An 18,005-nucleotide genomic window follows, 5' to 3' on the forward strand; every position below is an offset into this window, starting at 1 on the left:
TCTCAGTTGTGGGAAACGGCCGAGCGGGCGGGTATCAGGCCGGCTTCGCCTGAAGCAGGTTGACGCCGGGGTACGGCAGCGGAGTGACGTCGGCGATCTTCTTCGGATCCCACGCAGTCAGGAGCTCCTGATGGAGAACCGGGTAGTAGACAGCATTTTCGGCGATCTGGTTCAGGTACGACTGCACGAGGGTGCTGCGCTTTGCCGGGTCGGTCTCGCGGGTGGCTTCGTCCATGGTGGCGTAGATCTTCTGCGCTTCGGGGGTGTCGTCCCACTTGGCGTAGGTCTTCGTCCACAAGCCGCCCTTGCTGTACGTGTAGCGGACGAGAAGGTCGACGTCGCTGCCGAATGCCTGCGGGTTGGACGTACCGGCGGCGATCTGGAACTTCTGGCCGCTGTTGAGCTTGCTCACCATGGCGCTGGTGTCCTGCGGTTCGAGTGTCGTGTTGAATCCGACTGCGTCCCAAGACTCTTTGATGGTCGGCAAGCAGTCGGCCAACCAGCTGACGTTGGTGGAGAGCAGCGTCAGGTCGAGGCCACTGACACCGGCGGCAGCGAGGAGCGAGCGGGCCTTGTCCGGATCGTACGAGTAGACGGTGGACGCTCGCGCGTAGTCGGGGTTGCGCTCGTACAGGTAGCTCGTGGCCGGTGCTGCCTTGCCGCCGAGGGCGATCTCGATCATCTTCGGGGTGTTGATCGCATAGAACATCGCCTGGCGAACACGAACGTCGTCGAACGGTGCCTGAGTCGTGTCGAAGAGCAGGTACATGAGGTTCATGCCCGGGTTGCCCTCGACGGTGCGCCCACCGGAGGTCAGAGTGGGGACGTTGGCGACGGGGATGTTGTCGGCGAGTTGTGCACCGGCATTGTTGCCCGAGACGCGCGCGATGCGTGAGGAGGTGTCGACGATGGAGAGCCAGTTCATGGTCGCGAAGTTGGCCGGACGCGGCCCGTTGTACGCCTCGAAGGCCTCGAAAGCTGTGTTGCTCTTGGGGGTGTGGCTCTTGAGCTTGTACGGACCGGAACCGACGACCAGCGTTCCGGACTTGGCCTCGTCCCAGTGGCCGTCGAAGACGTGCTTGGGCATGATCTTGGCGATCGAGAGACGCTGTGCGGCAGCGCTGAACGGGTAGTTGAAGTTCAGGGTCACCGTTTGGTCGTCGACCTTGGTGACGGACTGCAGCCAGGAGGAGAAGAAGGAGCGGATCAGTACGTTCTGCTGTGGATCGAGGATGCGATCGAAGGTGAAGACGACGTCGTCCGAGGTGACCGGAGTGCCGTCGTGCCAGGTTGCTCCCTCGCGGATTTTCATGGTCCAGCTCGAGGCGGTGGCGTCGGTCGGGACGGCCTGTGCGAGCGCCGCATACGTCTCACCGGTGCCTGGATCGTTTTCGAGCAGTCCCTCGTAGACGTGGTTGACCGCTGCCATGAGGAAACCGGATGCAGTCTGCATCGGGTCGAAGCTCTGGTCGTTGCCGTATCCGATGGCGGTGGTCAGATCGCCGGTGCTCGCGGAACCGCCGACAACCGAGGTCGACGACGGCCCGCCGCCACAGGCCGCGAGAGTCGCGGTGATACCTGCTGCAGCTCCCAGTAGCCCGGTGTACCGGAACAGGTCTCGGCGGGTGAACGCGGAGCTCAGCGGTCGTTCGTTCTTCAAGGCGGCCTCCAAGGCGGGGAGCGGGACATCAAGGGAGTGGATAGGGGATGTCCTATGTTCGACGTCCGATGTTGCGTAACTTACATTGTGGATCAGAAAGCGTCTAGAGAATCTTCGGAACTGGCGGCGCCGAACTTCGACGTTTCGCCGGTTTCGAGCCGAAAATAGTGCGCTCACCTGCATAGATGAAGACTGTGTTACCGGCGTCGAATTGACGAGCGATGACGCTGGCCGTATAACATAGGACATCCCTCATCCAATCTTTGGAGACTTCATGACCCGATACAAAGTCGGTGTGGTCGGTTGCGGATTCTTCGGTAGTTCCCTCGCTCGCGAGCTGGCTGCCCATCCACGTTTCGAACTGACGATGCTGTGCGACCGTGACTTCGAGCGGGCCAAGGACGTCGCCGCAGAGTTCTCGGCAACCCCGACAGACGATCACGACGCGGTGGCCGCTCACCCGGAGTTGGCCCTCGTTGTCGTCGCGACGCCCAATCACGCGCACGCCGAACCTGCCATCGCGGCGCTCGAACACGGCACGGCAGTTTTTGTCGAGAAGCCACTCGCCGTCGAACTGGTCGATGCGCAGAACATGATCGCGAGCGCCGACGCGAGCGGTTCGCCGTTGATGGTCGGGCACATCATGCGGATGATGCCGGGTGTACGACGTCTGGCGGACCTGCTGGCGTCGGGGGAGCTCGGCGAGGTCGCTGCGATCGAAACGTCTCGCTCACGCTGGATCGACACCGACGGCGCAGATCCACAGTGGTGGAAGCTCGACAAGAGCCGAACGGGTGGAGAACTGACTCACGAAATTCACGAACTGGACCTGATGTGCTGGCTCGGCGGCGAGGTGACTGCCGTGTCGAGCATCGCCACCGCGGACGACGGCTTCCGCAACACAGTGGTGTCGTTCGCCGGCGGCGCGATCGGCAGACACACCATCTCGACGCGTTCACACACTTCGTCGTGGCAGCTGACCGTCGATGCCACCGAAGGTTCGGTCCACGCGGACTTCCACACCGGCCGGGTCAGCCGACTGCGCGGGGGACAGGTCGTAGAGTCGTGGCCGATCTTCGACGTCGACGCCGAGAACCAATCGTTGATCGACGCTGCGAGCAGGACGCAGAAGTACAACTCGGGCAACGGAGGATCCTCGCTGTGGATGCAGGCTGCGATTCGTCACGAAATCGACGAGATGGCAGCAGTTCTCGACGGCAAGGCTGATCCCGACTCGCCGTTGACGTACGCACGTGAACGCGCACTCGTCGTCGCCGAACAGGTGCGACTCGGTGGCGGCGAACCGGCAGCGCTCTCGGGAAGTGCCAAGTGACGGTGCGTGTAGCCGTCATCGGTAGCGGCGGAATCGCGCGGGACCACGTCAGCGCCTTGGCGCGCATCCCGTCGGTCGAAGTCGCCTACGTATTCGGCAGTGACTTGGACCGGGCCGCATCGGTTGCGGCGTTGGCGCCGGGCGCGAAGGCCAGTACCGATCTGGCGAAGATTCTCGCCGACCCGAGCGTGCAGGCGGTCAACGTCGTCGGGGCCACTCCCGACCACGCACCCGTGACGATAGCCGCGGGCCGCGCGGGAAAGCATGTGCACGTGGAGAAGCCGGCCGCGCTGACAGTCGCGGACTTCGACGCCATGGTCGAGGCCACCGAAGGTAACGGCACCTCACTGATGGTCGGACAGACCGTACGATTCCAGCCGTCGATCACCTCGATCGGAAACTCGGTTGCACAAGGTGCCATCGGCGACCCCCGGTTGATCCATCTCAGTTGGTACACCGGCCATGTCTGGCCAGGGGGCTGGCGAGGCTGGCAACACGACAAGGAACGTTCGGGTGGTCACCCCGTTCACAACGGAACCCACGCACTCGATCTGGTGACGTGGCTGATCGGTCGTCGTCCGACCCGTGTGTTCGCTCGTAGTTTCCCCACCTTCGCGGCGGGGATGCCCGTGCACGACAGCTTCCATCTGACCGTTCGCTTCGAGGACGGATCGCTGGCTCTGATCGAATTGGCCTACGCGCTACCACAATCGGGAAAGATGGTGCGTCGGATCGTGGTGTCGGGGACTTCCGGCACGCTCGCGCACGACACCGGCGACGACCCGGGACTGATGACGGACACGACCAACGCGCCGCCGTCGTCGATCGAGGACGCGATGTCGCATCAGATGCGTCACTGGATCGCCACTCTCGACGGTTCCGCGAGCCCGATAGTCGAGAACTGGCAGGTGCGTGCAGCTCTCGCGACTGCCATCGCTGCCCAGCAATCGCTCGACACCGGCCGCGCTGTCTCGATCGGAGAAAACCTATGACCGGCACCGGTTCGATCCGCGTCGGATTTGTCAGCGGCGTCAGGCATGCCGGCTCCTATGCGGACCTGTTGCGATCCGATCCTCGAGTGAGCCTGGTCGGGGCCTCCGACGAATCCTCGGTCCCCGATTGGATTCGTGAGGACGGAATCGCGATGGCAAAGGCCGCAGACATCGAGTGGATCGACGAACTCGGCGAGCTGCTCGACCCCGAACGGATAGACCTGGCGATCATCTGCAGTGAGCCGACCAGGCATGCACGGCTTGCGATTTCCGCACTGAACGCGGGACTCGACGTCCTGGTGGACAAGCCGGTGGGTATCGACGAGTCGGAGGCCGCGGCGGTCGAGGAAGCTGCACGGTCGAACGGGCGAATCTGCACGGTGGTGAACCGCACTCATTCACCTGCGCTCCGGCGACTGCGCCGATGGATCGACGCCGGAAATCTCGGACTGCCGCGCCACGTCGACATCGAGTTCCTCGCAAGCGGAACACATTTCGCGACGTCTGTCGAGCGTCCCGAACTGGTGGTGGATCCCGCGCTTTCCGGCGGGGGAGAAGTAGTGAACTTCGCCGGTTACGCCGCCGACTACCTCCGATACCTCACCGGCCTGGACGTCACCGAGGTGTACGCCGAGACGAGCACACTCTACGGCGGGGCCCACCAGCAGTTCGGAGTCGAAGACACGGCGTTGATCTCGCTCGCCCTGGAAAACGGCGTCACCGCGACGGTGACCGTCGGAAGAATCCCCGCAGCACCGGGTTTCGGCGCGAATACCGCGACGGTTCGCGTCCTCGGATCCCACGGATACGCGAGTTCCGACGACGACAAACCCGCGGTGACCCACTTCGCGGCCTCGGGAGACGTGACCGCACTACCCATCGGCGGCTTCGGTTCGGACAACGCGGTGTCGAGCTTTCTCTCTCACGTGCTCGATCGACTTCCCACACGGACCGAACCCGACTACACCGTGGCAGACGCCCGCGCGTCGATGCGCGTGATCGATGCTGCCTATCTGTCCGCCTCGAGCGGTCAGCCGGTCTCCGTTTCTCCCTGACAGCCGCACCCACAACTCAATCCGACAACCAACAAATGGAGACTCCATGAGCACGGAAACCACCACCTTCAGCGGAATCGTCCCGCCGATCGTCACACCACTGACGCTCGAGGGCGAGGTCGACACCACGTCGCTCGAACGCCTGCTCTCACTGCAGATCGAAGCCGGAGTCGACGGCTTGTTCGTCCTCGGTTCCTCGGGTGAGGTCGGTTACCTCACCGACGCTCAGCGCGCCCAGGTGGTGCAGACGGCCATCGGTCACGTCGGCGGCCAGGTACCGGTCCTCGTCGGAGTGAACGACATGACCACCAACCGGGTCATCGCCGTCGCCGAGCAGGCGCGCGAGGCTGGTGCGGATGCCATCGTCGCGACGGCGCCGTTCTACGCGATCACCGATGCAGCCGAGACGGCAACGCATTTCCGCTCCATCCACGCCGCAGTGGATCTTCCGTTGTTCGCCTACGACGTCCCGGTTCGTGTCCACAGCAAGCTCAGCCCGGCAATGCTGGTCGAGCTCGGTCGCGAGGGAGTCATCGCCGGCGTGAAGGATTCGAGCGGCGACGACGTCAGTTTCCGTATGTTGCTCCGTCAGTCGGCCGGGCTCGAAAACTTCGCCGTCTTCACCGGGCACGAGGTAGTCGTCGACGGATGCCTGCTGATGGGTGCTTCGGGCGCAGTGCCCGGCCTGGCCAACGTGGACCCGCACGGCTACGTACGACTGTGGCGCGCTGCGCAGGCAGGAGACTGGGCCGCAGCGAAGGCCGAGCAGGATCGACTCACCGATCTGTTCTCCATCGTCGAGGCGCCGACACCGGGTCGCGTCAGTGCCGGTGCCGCGGGTCTGGGCGCGTTCAAGACGGCTCTGGCCCTGCGCGGCGTCATCACCGGCAACACGATGTGCGCGCCGATGCTCTCGCTCGACGAGTCCGAGACCGCAACGATCAAGGTCGTTCTGGAACAGGCCGGGCTCCTCTGACATGACATCTGGGCAGAAGCGATGGATCGGTATCGACATCGGCGGCACCAAAGTGGCTGCCGCGGTGGTGACGTCCGACGGAGACGTGATCGACACCGTTCGTGCGGCAACACCGACGGCGGGTAGGGAAGCCGTTCTCGGGACCGCTACCGCGTTGATCGACCGTCTGAGGGCGAATCACACGGTAGCCGGAATCGGAGTCGGTGCACCGGGAATCATCGATCGGGTGCGTGGCCGCGTCGTCTTCGCCTCCGACATTCTGTCCGGATGGAGTGGCGCCGAGGTTCGCGGAGAACTCGAGGCACACTCAGGCCTACCGGTGACGGTGGACAACGACGTGCGCGCGATGGCCCACGGCGAGAACATGATCGGCGCCGGACGCGGTCGAACCTCTGCACTGTTCGTCTCGATCGGTACCGGAATCGGTGGCGCGTTGACCGTGGGCGGTCAGCTGTACCACGGTGCCCACGGAACAGCCGGCGAACTCGCGCATCTGTTGGTTCCGGTCTCCGGGGCGATAGGTTGCGGTTGCGGCAGAACCGATCACCTCGAGGCAGTCGCGTCTGGCCCGGCGATGGCAGCCGAGTACGCAGCGCGGGCGGGTGTGCCCACTCAACCGTTACAGGCAGTGGTGGCGCTCATGCACTCGGGCGATCCGATCGCCCGTGCCGTGGTCTCCGACGCCGGTACTCTGCTGGGCCGCGTCCTGGCCGGCATCGCGACTGCATTCGATCCCGAGGTGATCGTCATCGGCGGCGGCGCAGCCCAGATCGGAGCCGACCTCCTGTCTCCGCTGACGTCCGCTTTCCGGGTGGAAGCGATGGGCCCCATTGCCGAAACCGCCATTCTTCCTGCCCGTTTGGGGACCGATGCGCCGCTCGTCGGCGCTGCGCTCCTGGCCGCCGCAACACGAATCGAGGTAACACCGTGACTGTCGAAGAATTGCTCACGATCATCAGCGGGAAGCTGATCGTGTCCTGTCAGGCCGGACACGGCCATGCCCTGCGCGACACCGGGACCATCGAGAGGATGGCCCGCGCTGCGGTCGACGGGGGAGCGGTGGCTATCCGCTGCGGCGGTGTGGGCGGAACCCCGGATGTCGCCGCAGTCGTGTCGGCAGTGAAGGTACCGGTGATCGGTTTGACGAAGATCGGCTCGGAGGGCGTGTTCATCACGCCGACAAGGGAATCAGCCCTCGAAGTCGTGGATTCGGGTGCGCAGATCGTGGCTGCCGACGCCACGCTGCGACCTCGTCCGGATGGGCTGACCTTTGCCGACACCGTCGACGCGGTCCATGATCGCGGCGGCCTCGTCATGGCCGACTGTGGAACACTCGAGGACGGCGTCGCTGCCGCCGCGTCGGGCGCCGACATCATCTCCAGCACACTGGCGGGATACACCGAGAACAGCCGACGGCTGGCCGGCCCGGACCTGGAGCTGATCTCGGAACTGCGGCAGGCACTTCCAGATGCAGTCCTCATTGCCGAGGGGCGATACCACAGCCCGGAGGATGCGGCACGCGCCATCGCCCTGGGTGCAGACTCGGTGGTTGTCGGAACCGCAATCACGGATCCGGCGTTCATCACGTCGACGTTCGCAGCGGCAGTATCGGGCGCCGAAAGGTCGAGGGTGTGACCCCGACGTCGAAGGCTCTGAAATCCAGGACCGCTGAACGGATTCGGCTGGAGACTTTGCTCGTAGACTCCTCGACGCCGATACGGTGGGTCTTCACCGGCGACAGCATCACTCAGGGATTGACGCACACCGACGGTCATCGAAGTTACGTCGAACACTGCGCCGAGCGCATCCGTGGTGAGCTTTCCTTGTTCAACCACGTCCTTGTCAACACCGGGGTGAGCGGCAATCGATCCTCCGATGTGCGTGCGGGTTTCGCACACCGCATCGAGGTGTTCGAACCCTCGGTGGTGTTGATCATGCTCGGTACGAATGACGCATTGGATGGCGAAGAAGGACTGGAGCGGTTTCGAGACGACCTCTTGGACACGATCTTCCGGACACGAGCGATCGGTGCGGTGCCGATCCTGCAGACGCCGCCACCGATCGACGTCGAGAATGCGCCCACCAGAGCGGGATTGGTTCAGTACGTCGAGGTCGTGCGGCAGGTTGCCGCCTCGACGCGCGTGGTGTTCGTCGACCACTACGCGCAGTGGACGGCCCATTCTCCCGAGGGCCCACCGCCGGCTCTCCTGGCTGACGCATTCCATCCGAACGAACAAGGGCACTACGTGCTCGCGGACGCCGTGCTCCGTGAGTTGTCGATCGCGGATACCGAAGTTCCCGTTGTACCGCAGGTGATGTCGTGATGCATCGTGGACAAATTCTTCGTGGACAACTGGTGACCGGTGGGCAACTGCTTCCGGACGGTGTCGTCGAGATTTCCGGTGATCGTGTGGTGTGGGCCGGGCCCGCGTCGCAGCGAACCGACCCGTTACCCGAACGGGCAGCTGCGGGGACAACGATCATCCCGGGGTTGGTGGACGTTCACTGCCACGGCGCCGGCGGATTCGGTTTCCCCGAGGCAGACGAGTTCGGATCCACCGTGGCTGCCGATCACCACCGGACGAACGGCACGACCTCGGTGATCGGCTCGCTCGTCTCCGCGCCGCCGCAGATCCTGCGCAGTCGCATCGAGCTCCTGGCAGGACTGGTGGACGAGGGCACGCTGGCCGGAATTCACCTGGAAGGTCCATTCCTGTCGGTACTCCGTTGTGGCGCCCAGGATCCCGACAGCATTCTCGACGGCGACCCGGCTCTGCTCGAGTCGCTGCTCGAAGCCGGCCGCGGGCACATCCGCTCGATGACGATCGCTCCGGAGACAGCACACTTCGGCGAACTTGCCTCATTGCTGGAGCGTCACCGGGCCGTCGTGAGTATCGGACACACCGATGCGTCCAACCCGATTGCGACACGTTCGATCGCACACTCGGCGCATGCACCGCTCAGTGCCACTCACCTGTTCAACGGTATGGCTCCGATGCATCATCGCGCTCCCGGCGCAGTGGCGGCGTGTCTTGCCGCGGCCGCGAAAGGACAGATGGTGGTCGAGTTGATCGGGGACGGAGTACATCTCGCCGACGAGACGGTGGCGACGGTGTTCGATCTGGTCGGTCCGCATCAGATCGCGTTGGTCTCCGACGCGATGGCTGCCGCCGGAATGCCCGACGGCCGTTACCCACTCGGGCCTCTCGACGTCGACGTGATCGATGGCGTGGCGCGATTGGCCGGCCAGGGGGAAACGGCCATTGCCGGCGGGACGAGTCGGTTGATGGACATAGTCCGCCGGGCTGTTAATCACGCCGGCGTCGATCTGCTTTCGGCTGTCATCGCAGCGACGGCAACGCCTGCTTCGCTGATGGGGCTGGCCGGAATGGTCGGCGATCTCGTGCCGGGTTGCCGCGCCGATCTGATCGTCACCGGTCCAGAACTCGAAACCCGCGCCGTCATGGCCGCTGGGAACTGGCTCATGAACTACACCGAAAGCTGAGGAATCAACCGATGGAAATTGTCATTGTCGACAGTGCGGAGGCGGCCGGCACCGTTGTTGCCGACATCTTCGAACACGCGGTGCATTCAGGTGCACGGACTTTGGGCCTGGCGACAGGATCTTCACCGCTCTCGGTGTACCGCGAACTCGCGCGCCGTCACCGCGAGGAAGGGTTGAGTTTTGCCGGCGTGCAGGCGTTCCTGTTGGACGAATACGTCGGCCTGCCGGAAGGCCACCCTGAGTCGTATGCCCAGGTGATCCGCACCGAGCTGGTGAATCACCTGGACCTGGACGCGGCAAGGGTATTCAGCCCCGACGGAACCGCGCCGGATCCATTTGCCGCCGCGGCAGCCTACGACCGGGCGATTGCGTCGAATGGTCCGGTGGACGTACAACTTCTGGGCATCGGCGGCAACGGTCACATCGGTTTCAACGAACCGACGTCCTCACTGAATTCGAGGACCAGGGTCAAGACGCTGACGGAACAGACTCGAACCGACAACGCCCGATTCTTCGAGAGTCCGGACGACGTACCACGGCACGTGATCACCCAGGGCCTCGGAACTATCTGCGAAGCAAAGCATCTGGTGATGATCGCGACCGGCGAGCACAAGGCCGCTGCGATTGCCGCTGCCGTCGAGGGGCCGCTGGCCGCGGTGTGCCCGGCATCGGTCCTCCAACTGCATCCACACGCGACAGTGGTGATCGACGAGGCAGCGGCATCACAGCTTCGGCTCACCGAGTTCTACAAAACGGTGTCGGCGCACAAACCGCTTGCTCAGCACTACTGAGACATCGGACTAGACGGGCTCTCGCGTTTTCTCGAGTCCGAGTGCCATTTCGGGAGTGAGTAATTGGAAGTCGGATTCCCCACGCCGACGGATCCACACCGGATCGGAGGTGTTCCAGCGTTCGGCGCTCTGCGTTCGAGTGACCACCTTGAACGTCGCCGTTCTCGGGAACTCACTACACACTCGGATCAAGGTCGGCTTCTGCTTCGGCCCGAGTTCCGGCCGGGAATCGATGTATTCGGCCACGGCTGCCGGGTCGAAGTTGTCGACATCGCCGACCGGAATCACCGACGCCATGACGCGGTCGCCGACGTCGCTGTCGGGGACTGCGTACACGGACACCTGCGCGAAGCCCGGGTAACCGACCAGGGAGCGTTCGATGGGTGCGGCACCGATGTTCTCGCCGTCCACTCGCAGCCAACCGGAACTGCGTCCCGCGAAGTAGACGTAACCGTCGACGTCGGTGTACGCCAGATCGCCACTCCAGTACTGGCCGTTGCGCATTCGCTCGGCGTCGGCTTCCGGGTTCTTGTAGTACCCGGCGAATGTGCCTGGGCCGGTGACATTGACCAGTTCACCAGTTGCCTCGTCGGCGTTGGTGATCCGGCCGTCGGCATCGAAGACTGCAGGCGGGCATGGCGCTCCGGTCTCGGGATCGAGGATCTTGACGCCGTCCGGGAGCAGTCCGAGGGCGCCTGGCCGGGGAACCGGTGCCGCGGAGATCGAAATGCCGCCCTCGGTGGAACCGAACCCGTCGATGACGCGAGCGTCGAAGCGCCGGACGAAGGTGGCGACGGCGGGCGCCGAACCCTCGTTGCCGTACATGATCTTCAAGGTGTTGTCCCGCTCGTTCGGCACCTCGGGGGTGGAAGCGATGAAGGACAACGGCTTTCCGACGTAGTTGGAGTACGTGATTCCGTACTTGTGAACGTCGGGTAGAAAACCCGAAGCGGAGAACTTGCGTCGCATGGCAATTCCCGCACGAGCGTGCAGCGCGACCGTCCACGCCGCCATCATCGCGTTGGAATGGAACATGGGCATCGCCATGTAGACGACGTCGTCGGCGCCGAGCCCGAAACGATCGGCAAGCATGACCCCGGGAGAGGCCAACTTGTGGTGCGTGCACCGAACCGCTTTGGGATCACCGCTGGTTCCGGAAGTGAAGATGAGCATCAACAGATCGTCGGGCTGCGCCGTCGATGCGTAGGCCGGCGTATCGGCGAAGGGCGCCAACAATTCCGCCCAGGCCGGAGAATCCACGTTGATCACCCGGACGTCGCCGAGATCGACGTCGTCGAGTAGATGTGCCTGGTTGTTCTCGGTGAAGATGACCTGGCAGTCGGAGAGCGCAATGTCTCGCGCCAATGCCGGGCCGCGCCTGGTCGTGTTCAGCCCGGCGGCGACCGAACCCGAGAACGATGCCGCTCCGAGCAGCAGCGAGAACTCGGGGACGTTCTCCATCAGAAGTCCGAAATGCCTGGGGCGCGTTCGATCGAGCAGCGTGTCCAGCAGCGCTGCTCGATCGAACGAGCCTTGAACGTGCTCGCGCCAGGTGATGACCTGGTCCTCGAAACGGATACCGCGGTCGTCGATCTCGCTGACTCCGAGGAGTAGATCGGAAACAGTGGGGCTCTGACTCATAGCTGCATCATCATCGATTCGTCTCGGACCAGGTCATGGATTTCCACTCGGTGGGACGCACTCAGGCAGGGACTGCGGCGAGTTCCTTGCCCAGTGCGCGAAGCTGATCTGTTGCGTTGCCGAGCAGGAACTCGTGATGCTTGGCCGCGAGGAAGTAGCGGTGAACCGGATGGTCCTCGTCCAGACCGACACCGCCGTGAACGTGAACAGCGGTGTGCCCGACGCGGTGTCCCGCATCTGCAGCCCAGAACTTGGCCGTCTGTACGGCCCCGTCGGACGGAAGTCCTTCGCTCAGACGCCACGCTGCGGCCCAGAGAGTCAGGCGCACGCCCTTGACATCGATGTATCCGTCGGCGAGGCGCTGGGCCACTGCCTGGAAACTACCGATCGGACGGCCGAACTGCACACGCTCGGTGGCGTATTCGGCGGTCAGCTTCAGCGCTTGATCGAGCACCCCGTACTGGTAGGCGCTGGAACCGAGCTGAATTCGTTCGACGATCCATGCCGCGATGTCGGATCCTTGGGCAACCGAGCCGAGAACACGATCGGCCGGGATCTGCACCGAATCGAACTCGACCAGGGCCGCACTCGAGAAATCCGTGGTCGATTGCCTGGTAATGCTCACGCCCGCGTCCGACGGTTCGACGAGGAAGACCGCGACACCGTCCTCGGTGATGGCGGGGACGAGGAACAGATCTGCGAGCGGAGCACTGTCGACGGTGATCTTTGCTCCGTCGATGCGCCAACCGTCGGCGGTCTTCTCGGCACGCGTGATCGGGTGCGCCGGGTCGTCGTTGTATTCCTCGGCGAGGGCCGCGGTGAGTATCTTCTCACCGGCAGCGGCAGCGCTCGCCCATTCGTCTCGCTGTTGGTCCGAGCCGAATTCGGCTATCGCTGCGGCGGACCCGACGATGGACGTCAGGAACGGAACAGCTGCGACGCCGCGGCCGAGTTCGGCCAGGATGCTGCACTGCTCGAGGACACCGAATCCGTCGCCGCCCACCGATTCCGGAAGAGCCGCGCCGAGAACGCCGGCCGAGGCCAGAGCATTCCACAAGAGGGCGTCGAAACGGTCTTCGGCGGCGTCGAGTTCACGAAGGCGGTCGTTGGTGACCAGTTCGGCGACGACGGATCGTGTCAGTCTGGACAGGTCCTGCTGGGCCTCGGTAAGGGTGAATTCCATGATCGTTGGTCCTTATCGCTTCGATGCGGGAAGCCGCAGAGCTGTCATTCCGATGATGTCGCGTTGCACTTCGTTGGTACCGCCGCCGAACGTCAGGATCAGCGAAGAACGATGCATGCGTTCGATGCGTCCACGCAGAAGAGCGCCGGGGGAGTTCTGCCTGATCGTGGCGGAGGATCCGAGGATCTCCATCAGCAAGCGGTAAGCCTCGGTGGCGAATTCGGTACCGAACACCTTGTTGGCCGACGCCGCTTCGGGGCCGGGAGCGTGATCGGTTGCGGAGGCGATTTCCCAGTTCATCAACTTCAGGTACTCGGCCTTGGCATGCACGCGAGCCAGATTGATCTGCACCCATTCCTGGTCGATCATGCGTCGGCCGTCGGGCAGCTTGGTGTTCTGTGCCCACTCGCGGACCTCACGCTGCGCGGTCAGAATCGGTCCGGCCGAGGTGAGGGCAACACGCTCGTGGTTGAGCTGATTGGTGATCAGTGCCCAGCCGCCGTGTTCCTGGCCGACTATCGACGACGCCGGGACCCGTACGTCCTGGTAGTAAGTGGCGCTGGTGTCGGGGCCGGCCATGGTGTGAACCGGGGTGTAGGAGAAGCCTTCTGCGGTGGTCGGGACGATCAGCATGCTGATTCCCTTGTGCTTCTTGGCTTCCGGATCGGTGCGGCACGCCAACCACACGTAGTCGGCGTACTGGATCAGGCTCGTCCACATCTTCTGCCCGTTGATGACGTAATCGTCACCGTCACGGACGGCCGACGTGCGCAGAGACGCCAGGTCGGTGCCGGCCTCGGGCTCGGAGTAACCGATCGCGAAGTGGAGCTCACCGCGGGAGATCTTGGGCAGGAAGAAGGCCTTCTGCTCGTCCGTCCCGAAATGCATGATTGTCGGCGCTACGGAATTGATCGTCAGGAACGGCACGGGCGCACCGGCAATGGCAGCTTCGTCGGTGAAGATCAGCTGGTCCATCGCGGAGCGTTCCTGTCCGCCGTACTCTTTCGGCCAACCCAGCGTGAGCCAGCCGTCCTGGCCCATCTGCGCGACGACTTCGCGGTACACATTGCCTTCGCCGTACTCACCCGTCGTGGCGGCGAGCGCTTCACGCCGCTCGGGAGTCATCAGTTGTGCGAAGTAGGCACGCAACTCCTCCTGGAGCTGTTGCTGCTCAGGGGTGTAGGTGATGTGCATGGTTACCTCTCCATAGAGATACGAATCAAAGCGTCAACCATTCGATTGACACAGGTTCTATCGATGCGTACATCGGCGACAAGGGGCGCCCTCGCCGTCGCCGGCGGATCGTTCGACGTCCGTTCTCGGTACTTTTTCGAATCATTGCACACGACTGAAACAGGTTCTAGTGTTATCGCCAGGAACGGTGTGCGGCACAGCCCTGCGGCACTCGTTTCGTATCCGTGTTCGTGTGAGCAGTTGTGAGTAGAGAAGAGGAATCGCCATGGAGGTCAGGGTTGATCTGGACCGTTGCGAGGCAAACGGTGTGTGCGTCGGGATCGCGCCCGATATTTTCGACCTCGACGACAACGAGGAGCTCGTGATCAGTTCTGTGCGCCCACCGGAGGATCGCTGGGAGGATGTCCGTTCCGCGATCGCTCAGTGCCCGCGCGCGGCACTGACCGAACATCCATGACGATGGTTGCCCAAAACAAGAACACGTTCTAAAGTTGCGAACTCGTGGGTCACGGCAATCGAGCCGGGTAACTCGACACACGACCGCAGAGAACCGGGAGAGCGCTTCGATGAATGCTGTGAACAGCCCAGAAACCAGTCTCGAAGGCAAGGTCGCCATCGTGACCGGTGCCGGATCGGGGCTTGGAAAGTTCGAGGCCATCGGTCTGGCGAAGGCCGGTGCTTCGTTGGTCGTCAACGATCTGGCCCCGAACGAGGCCGTCGAAGCGACGCTCGAGGAAATCCGTGGTCTCGGTGCCAAGGTCGAATTCGTGGCAGGCAACGTCGGTGAGCGTTCTACTGCCGACGCACTGATGGAAGCAGCGCAGGGTCAGTTCGGCAGTGTCGACATCGTCGTCAACAATGCAGGGGTCGTACGCGACCGGATGCTGTTCAACATGTCCGACGAAGACTGGGATCTCGTACTCGAAGTGCACCTTCGCGGCCATTTCCTCTTGTGCCGCAACGCCGCTGCCTACTGGCGGGCGAAATCCAAGGAAGCCGGGGCGCCGGTGTACGGGCGCATCGTCAACACTTCTTCGGAGGCGGGTCTCCTCGGACCGGAAGGGCAGCCCAACTACGGCGCTGCAAAAGCCGGAATCACGGCGCTGACGTTGTCGGCCGCACGTGGGCTCTCGCGCTACGGCGTACGGGCCAACGCGATCTGCCCGCGGGCACGGACGTCGATGACCGAAGGCGTGTTCGGCGACGCGCCGGCCGACGGCATGGATCCGCTCTCGCCCGAGCACGTGGCTTCGCTCGTCTCGTACCTGGCATCACCAGCGGCCGACGCCGTCAACGGTCAGGTATTCGTGGTGTACGGACCGATGGTTGCGCTGATGGCGGCGCCCGTCGTCGAGCAGCGGTTCGACGCCGAGGGAGATTCTTGGTCGCCGGAAACGCTGTCCGCGGTGATGGGTGACTACTTCGCTGACCGTGACCCGGCAAAGATGTTCTCGGCATCGGCGGCCCTGCGCGCGTTGGGCTGATCGACGGCGCTGATTCTCGGGTGCGCGACACGTAGAACCGTTGTTCACACTCAGACGGTCTACGTGTCCACTTCCTGGTAGAAATAGCGTGTTCACGAGTCGGTGGGCGCGGCAGTTTGCCTGCGTTCTGTAACGAGACCAACGGTCTCGAAAAAACTGGACTGTGTTCCAATTTTGCATTCCTGCGAACGATGCGATATTCGATCGGCGTGCCCAGTCAAGGCTCTCGCATGGCTGAATTTCGAACCTGGCGCCGAAAGGCGCCGATCATTCAAAAGTATTAATTTCCAGGATATTTCGGCGAAAATCGCATCGAAAAGGGATGCTTCCCATGTCTCCGATCTTCCGGTTTCGGATCGGCGCCGTGAGGCTACTCCTTAGAGTTGGACACTTGTTTTTGACAGGTGAACACGTTCTAGTTAATATGACCTGAGTCACAAGCTGTCGGGGGCTGGACTATGAGAACAGACAGTACTGCGGCAACCAAGGACGAGGAGGGCGAATGGTAGACCTCGTCGAGGTGCCATTACGAGCGGTCGGTGGCTTCTTTCAGATGTCCGCCCAAACCTTGAGGGCAGTCTTCTCCCGCCCTTTCCAGCGGCAAGAGTTCATCGATCAGGCCTGGTTCGTGGCCCGAGTCTCGATGGTGCCGACGGTGCTGGTCGCAATCCCGTTCACTGTGCTGGTCAGCTTCACCATCAACATTCTCTTGCGCGAGATCGGTGCAGCCGACCTCAGTGGTGCCGGAGCTGCCCTCGGCACCGTCACGCAGGTCGGCCCCATCGTCACCGTGCTGATCGTCGCCGGCGCCGGCGCAACCGCCATCTGCGCGGATCTTTCGGCCCGAACCATCCGCGAAGAGATCGACGCCATGAAGGTGCTCGGGATCAATCCCATCCACCGGTTGGTCGTTCCCCGAGTGCTCGCGTCGACAGGTGTGGCGCTGCTCCTCAACGGACTGGTCTGCACCATCGGCATCCTCGGCGGTTTCGTCTTCTCCGTGTTCATCCAGGACGTGAACCCCGGCGCGTTCGTCAACGGCATCACACTGCTCACCGGATTCGGTGAGCTCATGCTCTCCATGGTCAAAGCAGGGCTGTTCGGCATGATCGCCGGCCTGGTTGCGGCCTACCTCGGACTCAACGTCAAAGGCGGCGCCAAGAGCGTCGGTGACGCGGTCAACCAGACCGTCGTGTTCGCGTTCATGGCGCTCTTCGTCGTCAACGTGCTCATCACGACCATCGGTATCAAGTTGACGGCCGGATGAGGCCCACGGCAGTCGGAGAGATCGAAGTGGACAGAACGACAAACGACAGACGGGAGGAGATCTGATGGCGTTGGCCGCAGCGGGACGCTTCCCGCGCACACGTCGACAGATCGGTTCGATCTCTCGCAGTATCGACAGCATCGGTGATCAAGCGCTGTTCTTCGCGAAGGCTCTCGGTCACGCTCCCAAGGCGCTGATGCGCTATCCACGTGAAACTCTGCGACTGATCGCCGAGATCAGCATGGGCACCGGTGCGCTCGCCGTCATCGGTGGCACCGTCGTGATCGTCGGATTCCTGACACTGTTCACCGGTGGCACCATCGCCGTTCAGGGCTACAGCTCGCTGGGCAACATCGGCGTCGAAGCACTGACGGGCTTCTTCGCCGCCTTCATCAACGTTCGCATCGCAGCGCCGGTCATCGCCGGAATCGGCCTCGCCGCGACCATCGGCGCCGGCTCCACCGCGCAGCTCGGTGCGATGCGCGTCTCCGAAGAGATCGACGCGCTGGAGACGATGGCGATCCCGTCGATTCCGTATCTGGTCAGCACCCGCGTCATGGCCGGCATGATCGCGATCATCCCGCTGTACTCACTGGCGGTGATCGCGTCGTTCGTCGCCAGCCGCTTTGCGACGGTGTTCCTCTACAACCAGTCCGGCGGCGTGTACGACCACTACTTCACGACCTTCCTGATACCCACGGACATACTGTGGTCGTTCGCCCAGGCGATAGTCATGGCGCTGGCCGTCATGCTCATCCACACCTACTACGGCTTCAACGCAACCGGTGGCCCGGTCGGCGTCGGTGTCGCGGTGGGTAACGCAGTGCGCGCCTCGTTGATCGCGGTCGTCACGGTCACCCTGCTCATCTCACTCGCCATCTACGGCGGGTCCGGCAACTTCAACCTGTCGGGATAGGCGGGCAA

General features: G+C 63.3%; 17 protein-coding genes. 13 read left to right on the top strand and 4 right to left on the bottom strand.

Annotated elements, in window-relative coordinates; all coding sequences use genetic code 11:
* Positions 1-34: 34 nt before the first annotated feature.
* Positions 35-1,660, bottom strand: coding sequence for an ABC transporter substrate-binding protein (locus QM609_RS09575; protein WP_007734285.1), 1,626 nt, complete (start codon positions 1,658-1,660; stop codon positions 35-37).
* A 274-nt stretch (positions 1,661-1,934) separates the two neighbouring features.
* Between QM609_RS09575 and QM609_RS09580 the strand changes: the two genes are divergently transcribed.
* Genes QM609_RS09580 through nagB form a run of 9 tightly spaced genes read left to right on the top strand, consistent with a single transcriptional unit; the run spans position 1,935 to position 10,312 of the window.
* Positions 1,935-2,993 carry a Gfo/Idh/MocA family protein gene (locus QM609_RS09580; RefSeq protein WP_054188076.1) on the top strand — a complete coding sequence of 353 codons (1,059 nt, stop codon included), beginning with the start codon at positions 1,935-1,937 and terminating at the stop codon, positions 2,991-2,993.
* Positions 2,990-3,985, top strand: a complete 996-nt coding sequence (locus QM609_RS09585) for a Gfo/Idh/MocA family protein (protein WP_076948581.1) — start codon at positions 2,990-2,992, stop codon at positions 3,983-3,985. Before QM609_RS09580 ends, QM609_RS09585 begins: the two co-directional genes overlap by 4 nt.
* On the top strand, positions 3,982-5,040 hold the full coding sequence (locus QM609_RS09590) for a Gfo/Idh/MocA family protein (RefSeq protein WP_054188078.1): 1,059 nt from the start codon (positions 3,982-3,984) through the stop codon (positions 5,038-5,040). Before QM609_RS09585 ends, QM609_RS09590 begins: the two co-directional genes overlap by 4 nt.
* 46 nt (positions 5,041-5,086) lie before the next feature.
* The gene (locus tag QM609_RS09595; RefSeq protein WP_007734313.1) at positions 5,087-6,016 is read left to right on the top strand and encodes a dihydrodipicolinate synthase family protein; all 930 of its coding nucleotides are present in this window, start codon (positions 5,087-5,089) and stop codon (positions 6,014-6,016) included.
* 1 nt (position 6,017) lies between these two features.
* Entirely contained in the window at positions 6,018-6,947 is a 930-nt protein-coding gene (locus QM609_RS09600) for an ROK family protein (RefSeq protein ID WP_007734314.1), read from the top strand.
* On the top strand, positions 6,944-7,651 hold the full coding sequence (locus QM609_RS09605; protein ID WP_054188079.1) for an N-acetylmannosamine-6-phosphate 2-epimerase: 708 nt from the start codon (positions 6,944-6,946) through the stop codon (positions 7,649-7,651). The genes QM609_RS09600 and QM609_RS09605 overlap by 4 nt, the downstream gene beginning before the upstream one ends.
* On the top strand, positions 7,648-8,340 hold the full coding sequence (locus QM609_RS09610; protein ID WP_042449509.1) for an SGNH/GDSL hydrolase family protein: 693 nt from the start codon (positions 7,648-7,650) through the stop codon (positions 8,338-8,340). The genes QM609_RS09605 and QM609_RS09610 overlap by 4 nt, the downstream gene beginning before the upstream one ends.
* Entirely contained in the window at positions 8,340-9,521 is a 1,182-nt protein-coding gene (locus QM609_RS09615; RefSeq protein WP_073512001.1) for an N-acetylglucosamine-6-phosphate deacetylase, read from the top strand. The genes QM609_RS09610 and QM609_RS09615 overlap by 1 nt, the downstream gene beginning before the upstream one ends.
* A gap of 11 nt (positions 9,522-9,532) precedes the next feature.
* Positions 9,533-10,312, top strand: coding sequence for a glucosamine-6-phosphate deaminase (nagB, locus tag QM609_RS09620; protein ID WP_054188081.1), 780 nt, complete (start codon positions 9,533-9,535; stop codon positions 10,310-10,312).
* A 9-nt stretch (positions 10,313-10,321) separates the two neighbouring features.
* Here the strand turns inward: nagB and QM609_RS09625 are convergent, their stop codons facing one another.
* From QM609_RS09625 to QM609_RS09635, 3 genes are all read right to left on the bottom strand, one after another.
* Complete coding sequence (locus tag QM609_RS09625; RefSeq protein WP_007734324.1) at positions 10,322-11,953, bottom strand: long-chain-fatty-acid--CoA ligase; 1,632 nt, start codon at positions 11,951-11,953, stop codon at positions 10,322-10,324.
* Between the two features lie 61 nt (positions 11,954-12,014).
* The gene (locus QM609_RS09630; RefSeq protein WP_054188082.1) at positions 12,015-13,136 is read right to left on the bottom strand and encodes an acyl-CoA dehydrogenase family protein; all 1,122 of its coding nucleotides are present in this window, start codon (positions 13,134-13,136) and stop codon (positions 12,015-12,017) included.
* 12 nt (positions 13,137-13,148) lie between these two features.
* Positions 13,149-14,330, bottom strand: a complete 1,182-nt coding sequence (locus QM609_RS09635; protein WP_003945878.1) for an acyl-CoA dehydrogenase family protein — start codon at positions 14,328-14,330, stop codon at positions 13,149-13,151.
* A 265-nt stretch (positions 14,331-14,595) separates the two neighbouring features.
* Here QM609_RS09635 and QM609_RS09640 point away from each other — a divergent pair, with 265 nt between their 5' ends.
* The 4 genes from QM609_RS09640 to QM609_RS09655 all read left to right on the top strand — a co-directional run bounded on the left by QM609_RS09640 (position 14,596) and on the right by QM609_RS09655 (position 17,997).
* Positions 14,596-14,787, top strand: a complete 192-nt coding sequence (locus QM609_RS09640; RefSeq protein ID WP_007734330.1) for a ferredoxin — start codon at positions 14,596-14,598, stop codon at positions 14,785-14,787.
* Positions 14,788-14,896: 109 nt separating this feature from the next.
* A complete protein-coding gene (locus QM609_RS09645) occupies positions 14,897-15,814 on the top strand; it encodes a 3-oxoacyl-ACP reductase (RefSeq protein ID WP_054188083.1) in 918 nt (305 codons plus the stop codon).
* A 502-nt stretch (positions 15,815-16,316) separates the two neighbouring features.
* Positions 16,317-17,081: an MlaE family ABC transporter permease gene (locus tag QM609_RS09650; protein ID WP_003945687.1), complete on the top strand. Its 765-nt coding sequence runs from the start codon at positions 16,317-16,319 to the stop codon at positions 17,079-17,081.
* A gap of 64 nt (positions 17,082-17,145) precedes the next feature.
* Positions 17,146-17,997 carry an MlaE family ABC transporter permease gene (locus QM609_RS09655; protein ID WP_003945759.1) on the top strand — a complete coding sequence of 284 codons (852 nt, stop codon included), beginning with the start codon at positions 17,146-17,148 and terminating at the stop codon, positions 17,995-17,997.
* The last annotated feature ends 8 nt before the right edge of the window (positions 17,998-18,005 follow it).

This window comes from Rhodococcus sp. IEGM 1302 (assembly GCF_030056935.1).
In the GTDB taxonomy this organism is placed as follows: Bacteria; Actinomycetota; Actinomycetes; order Mycobacteriales; family Mycobacteriaceae; genus Rhodococcus_F; species Rhodococcus_F qingshengii.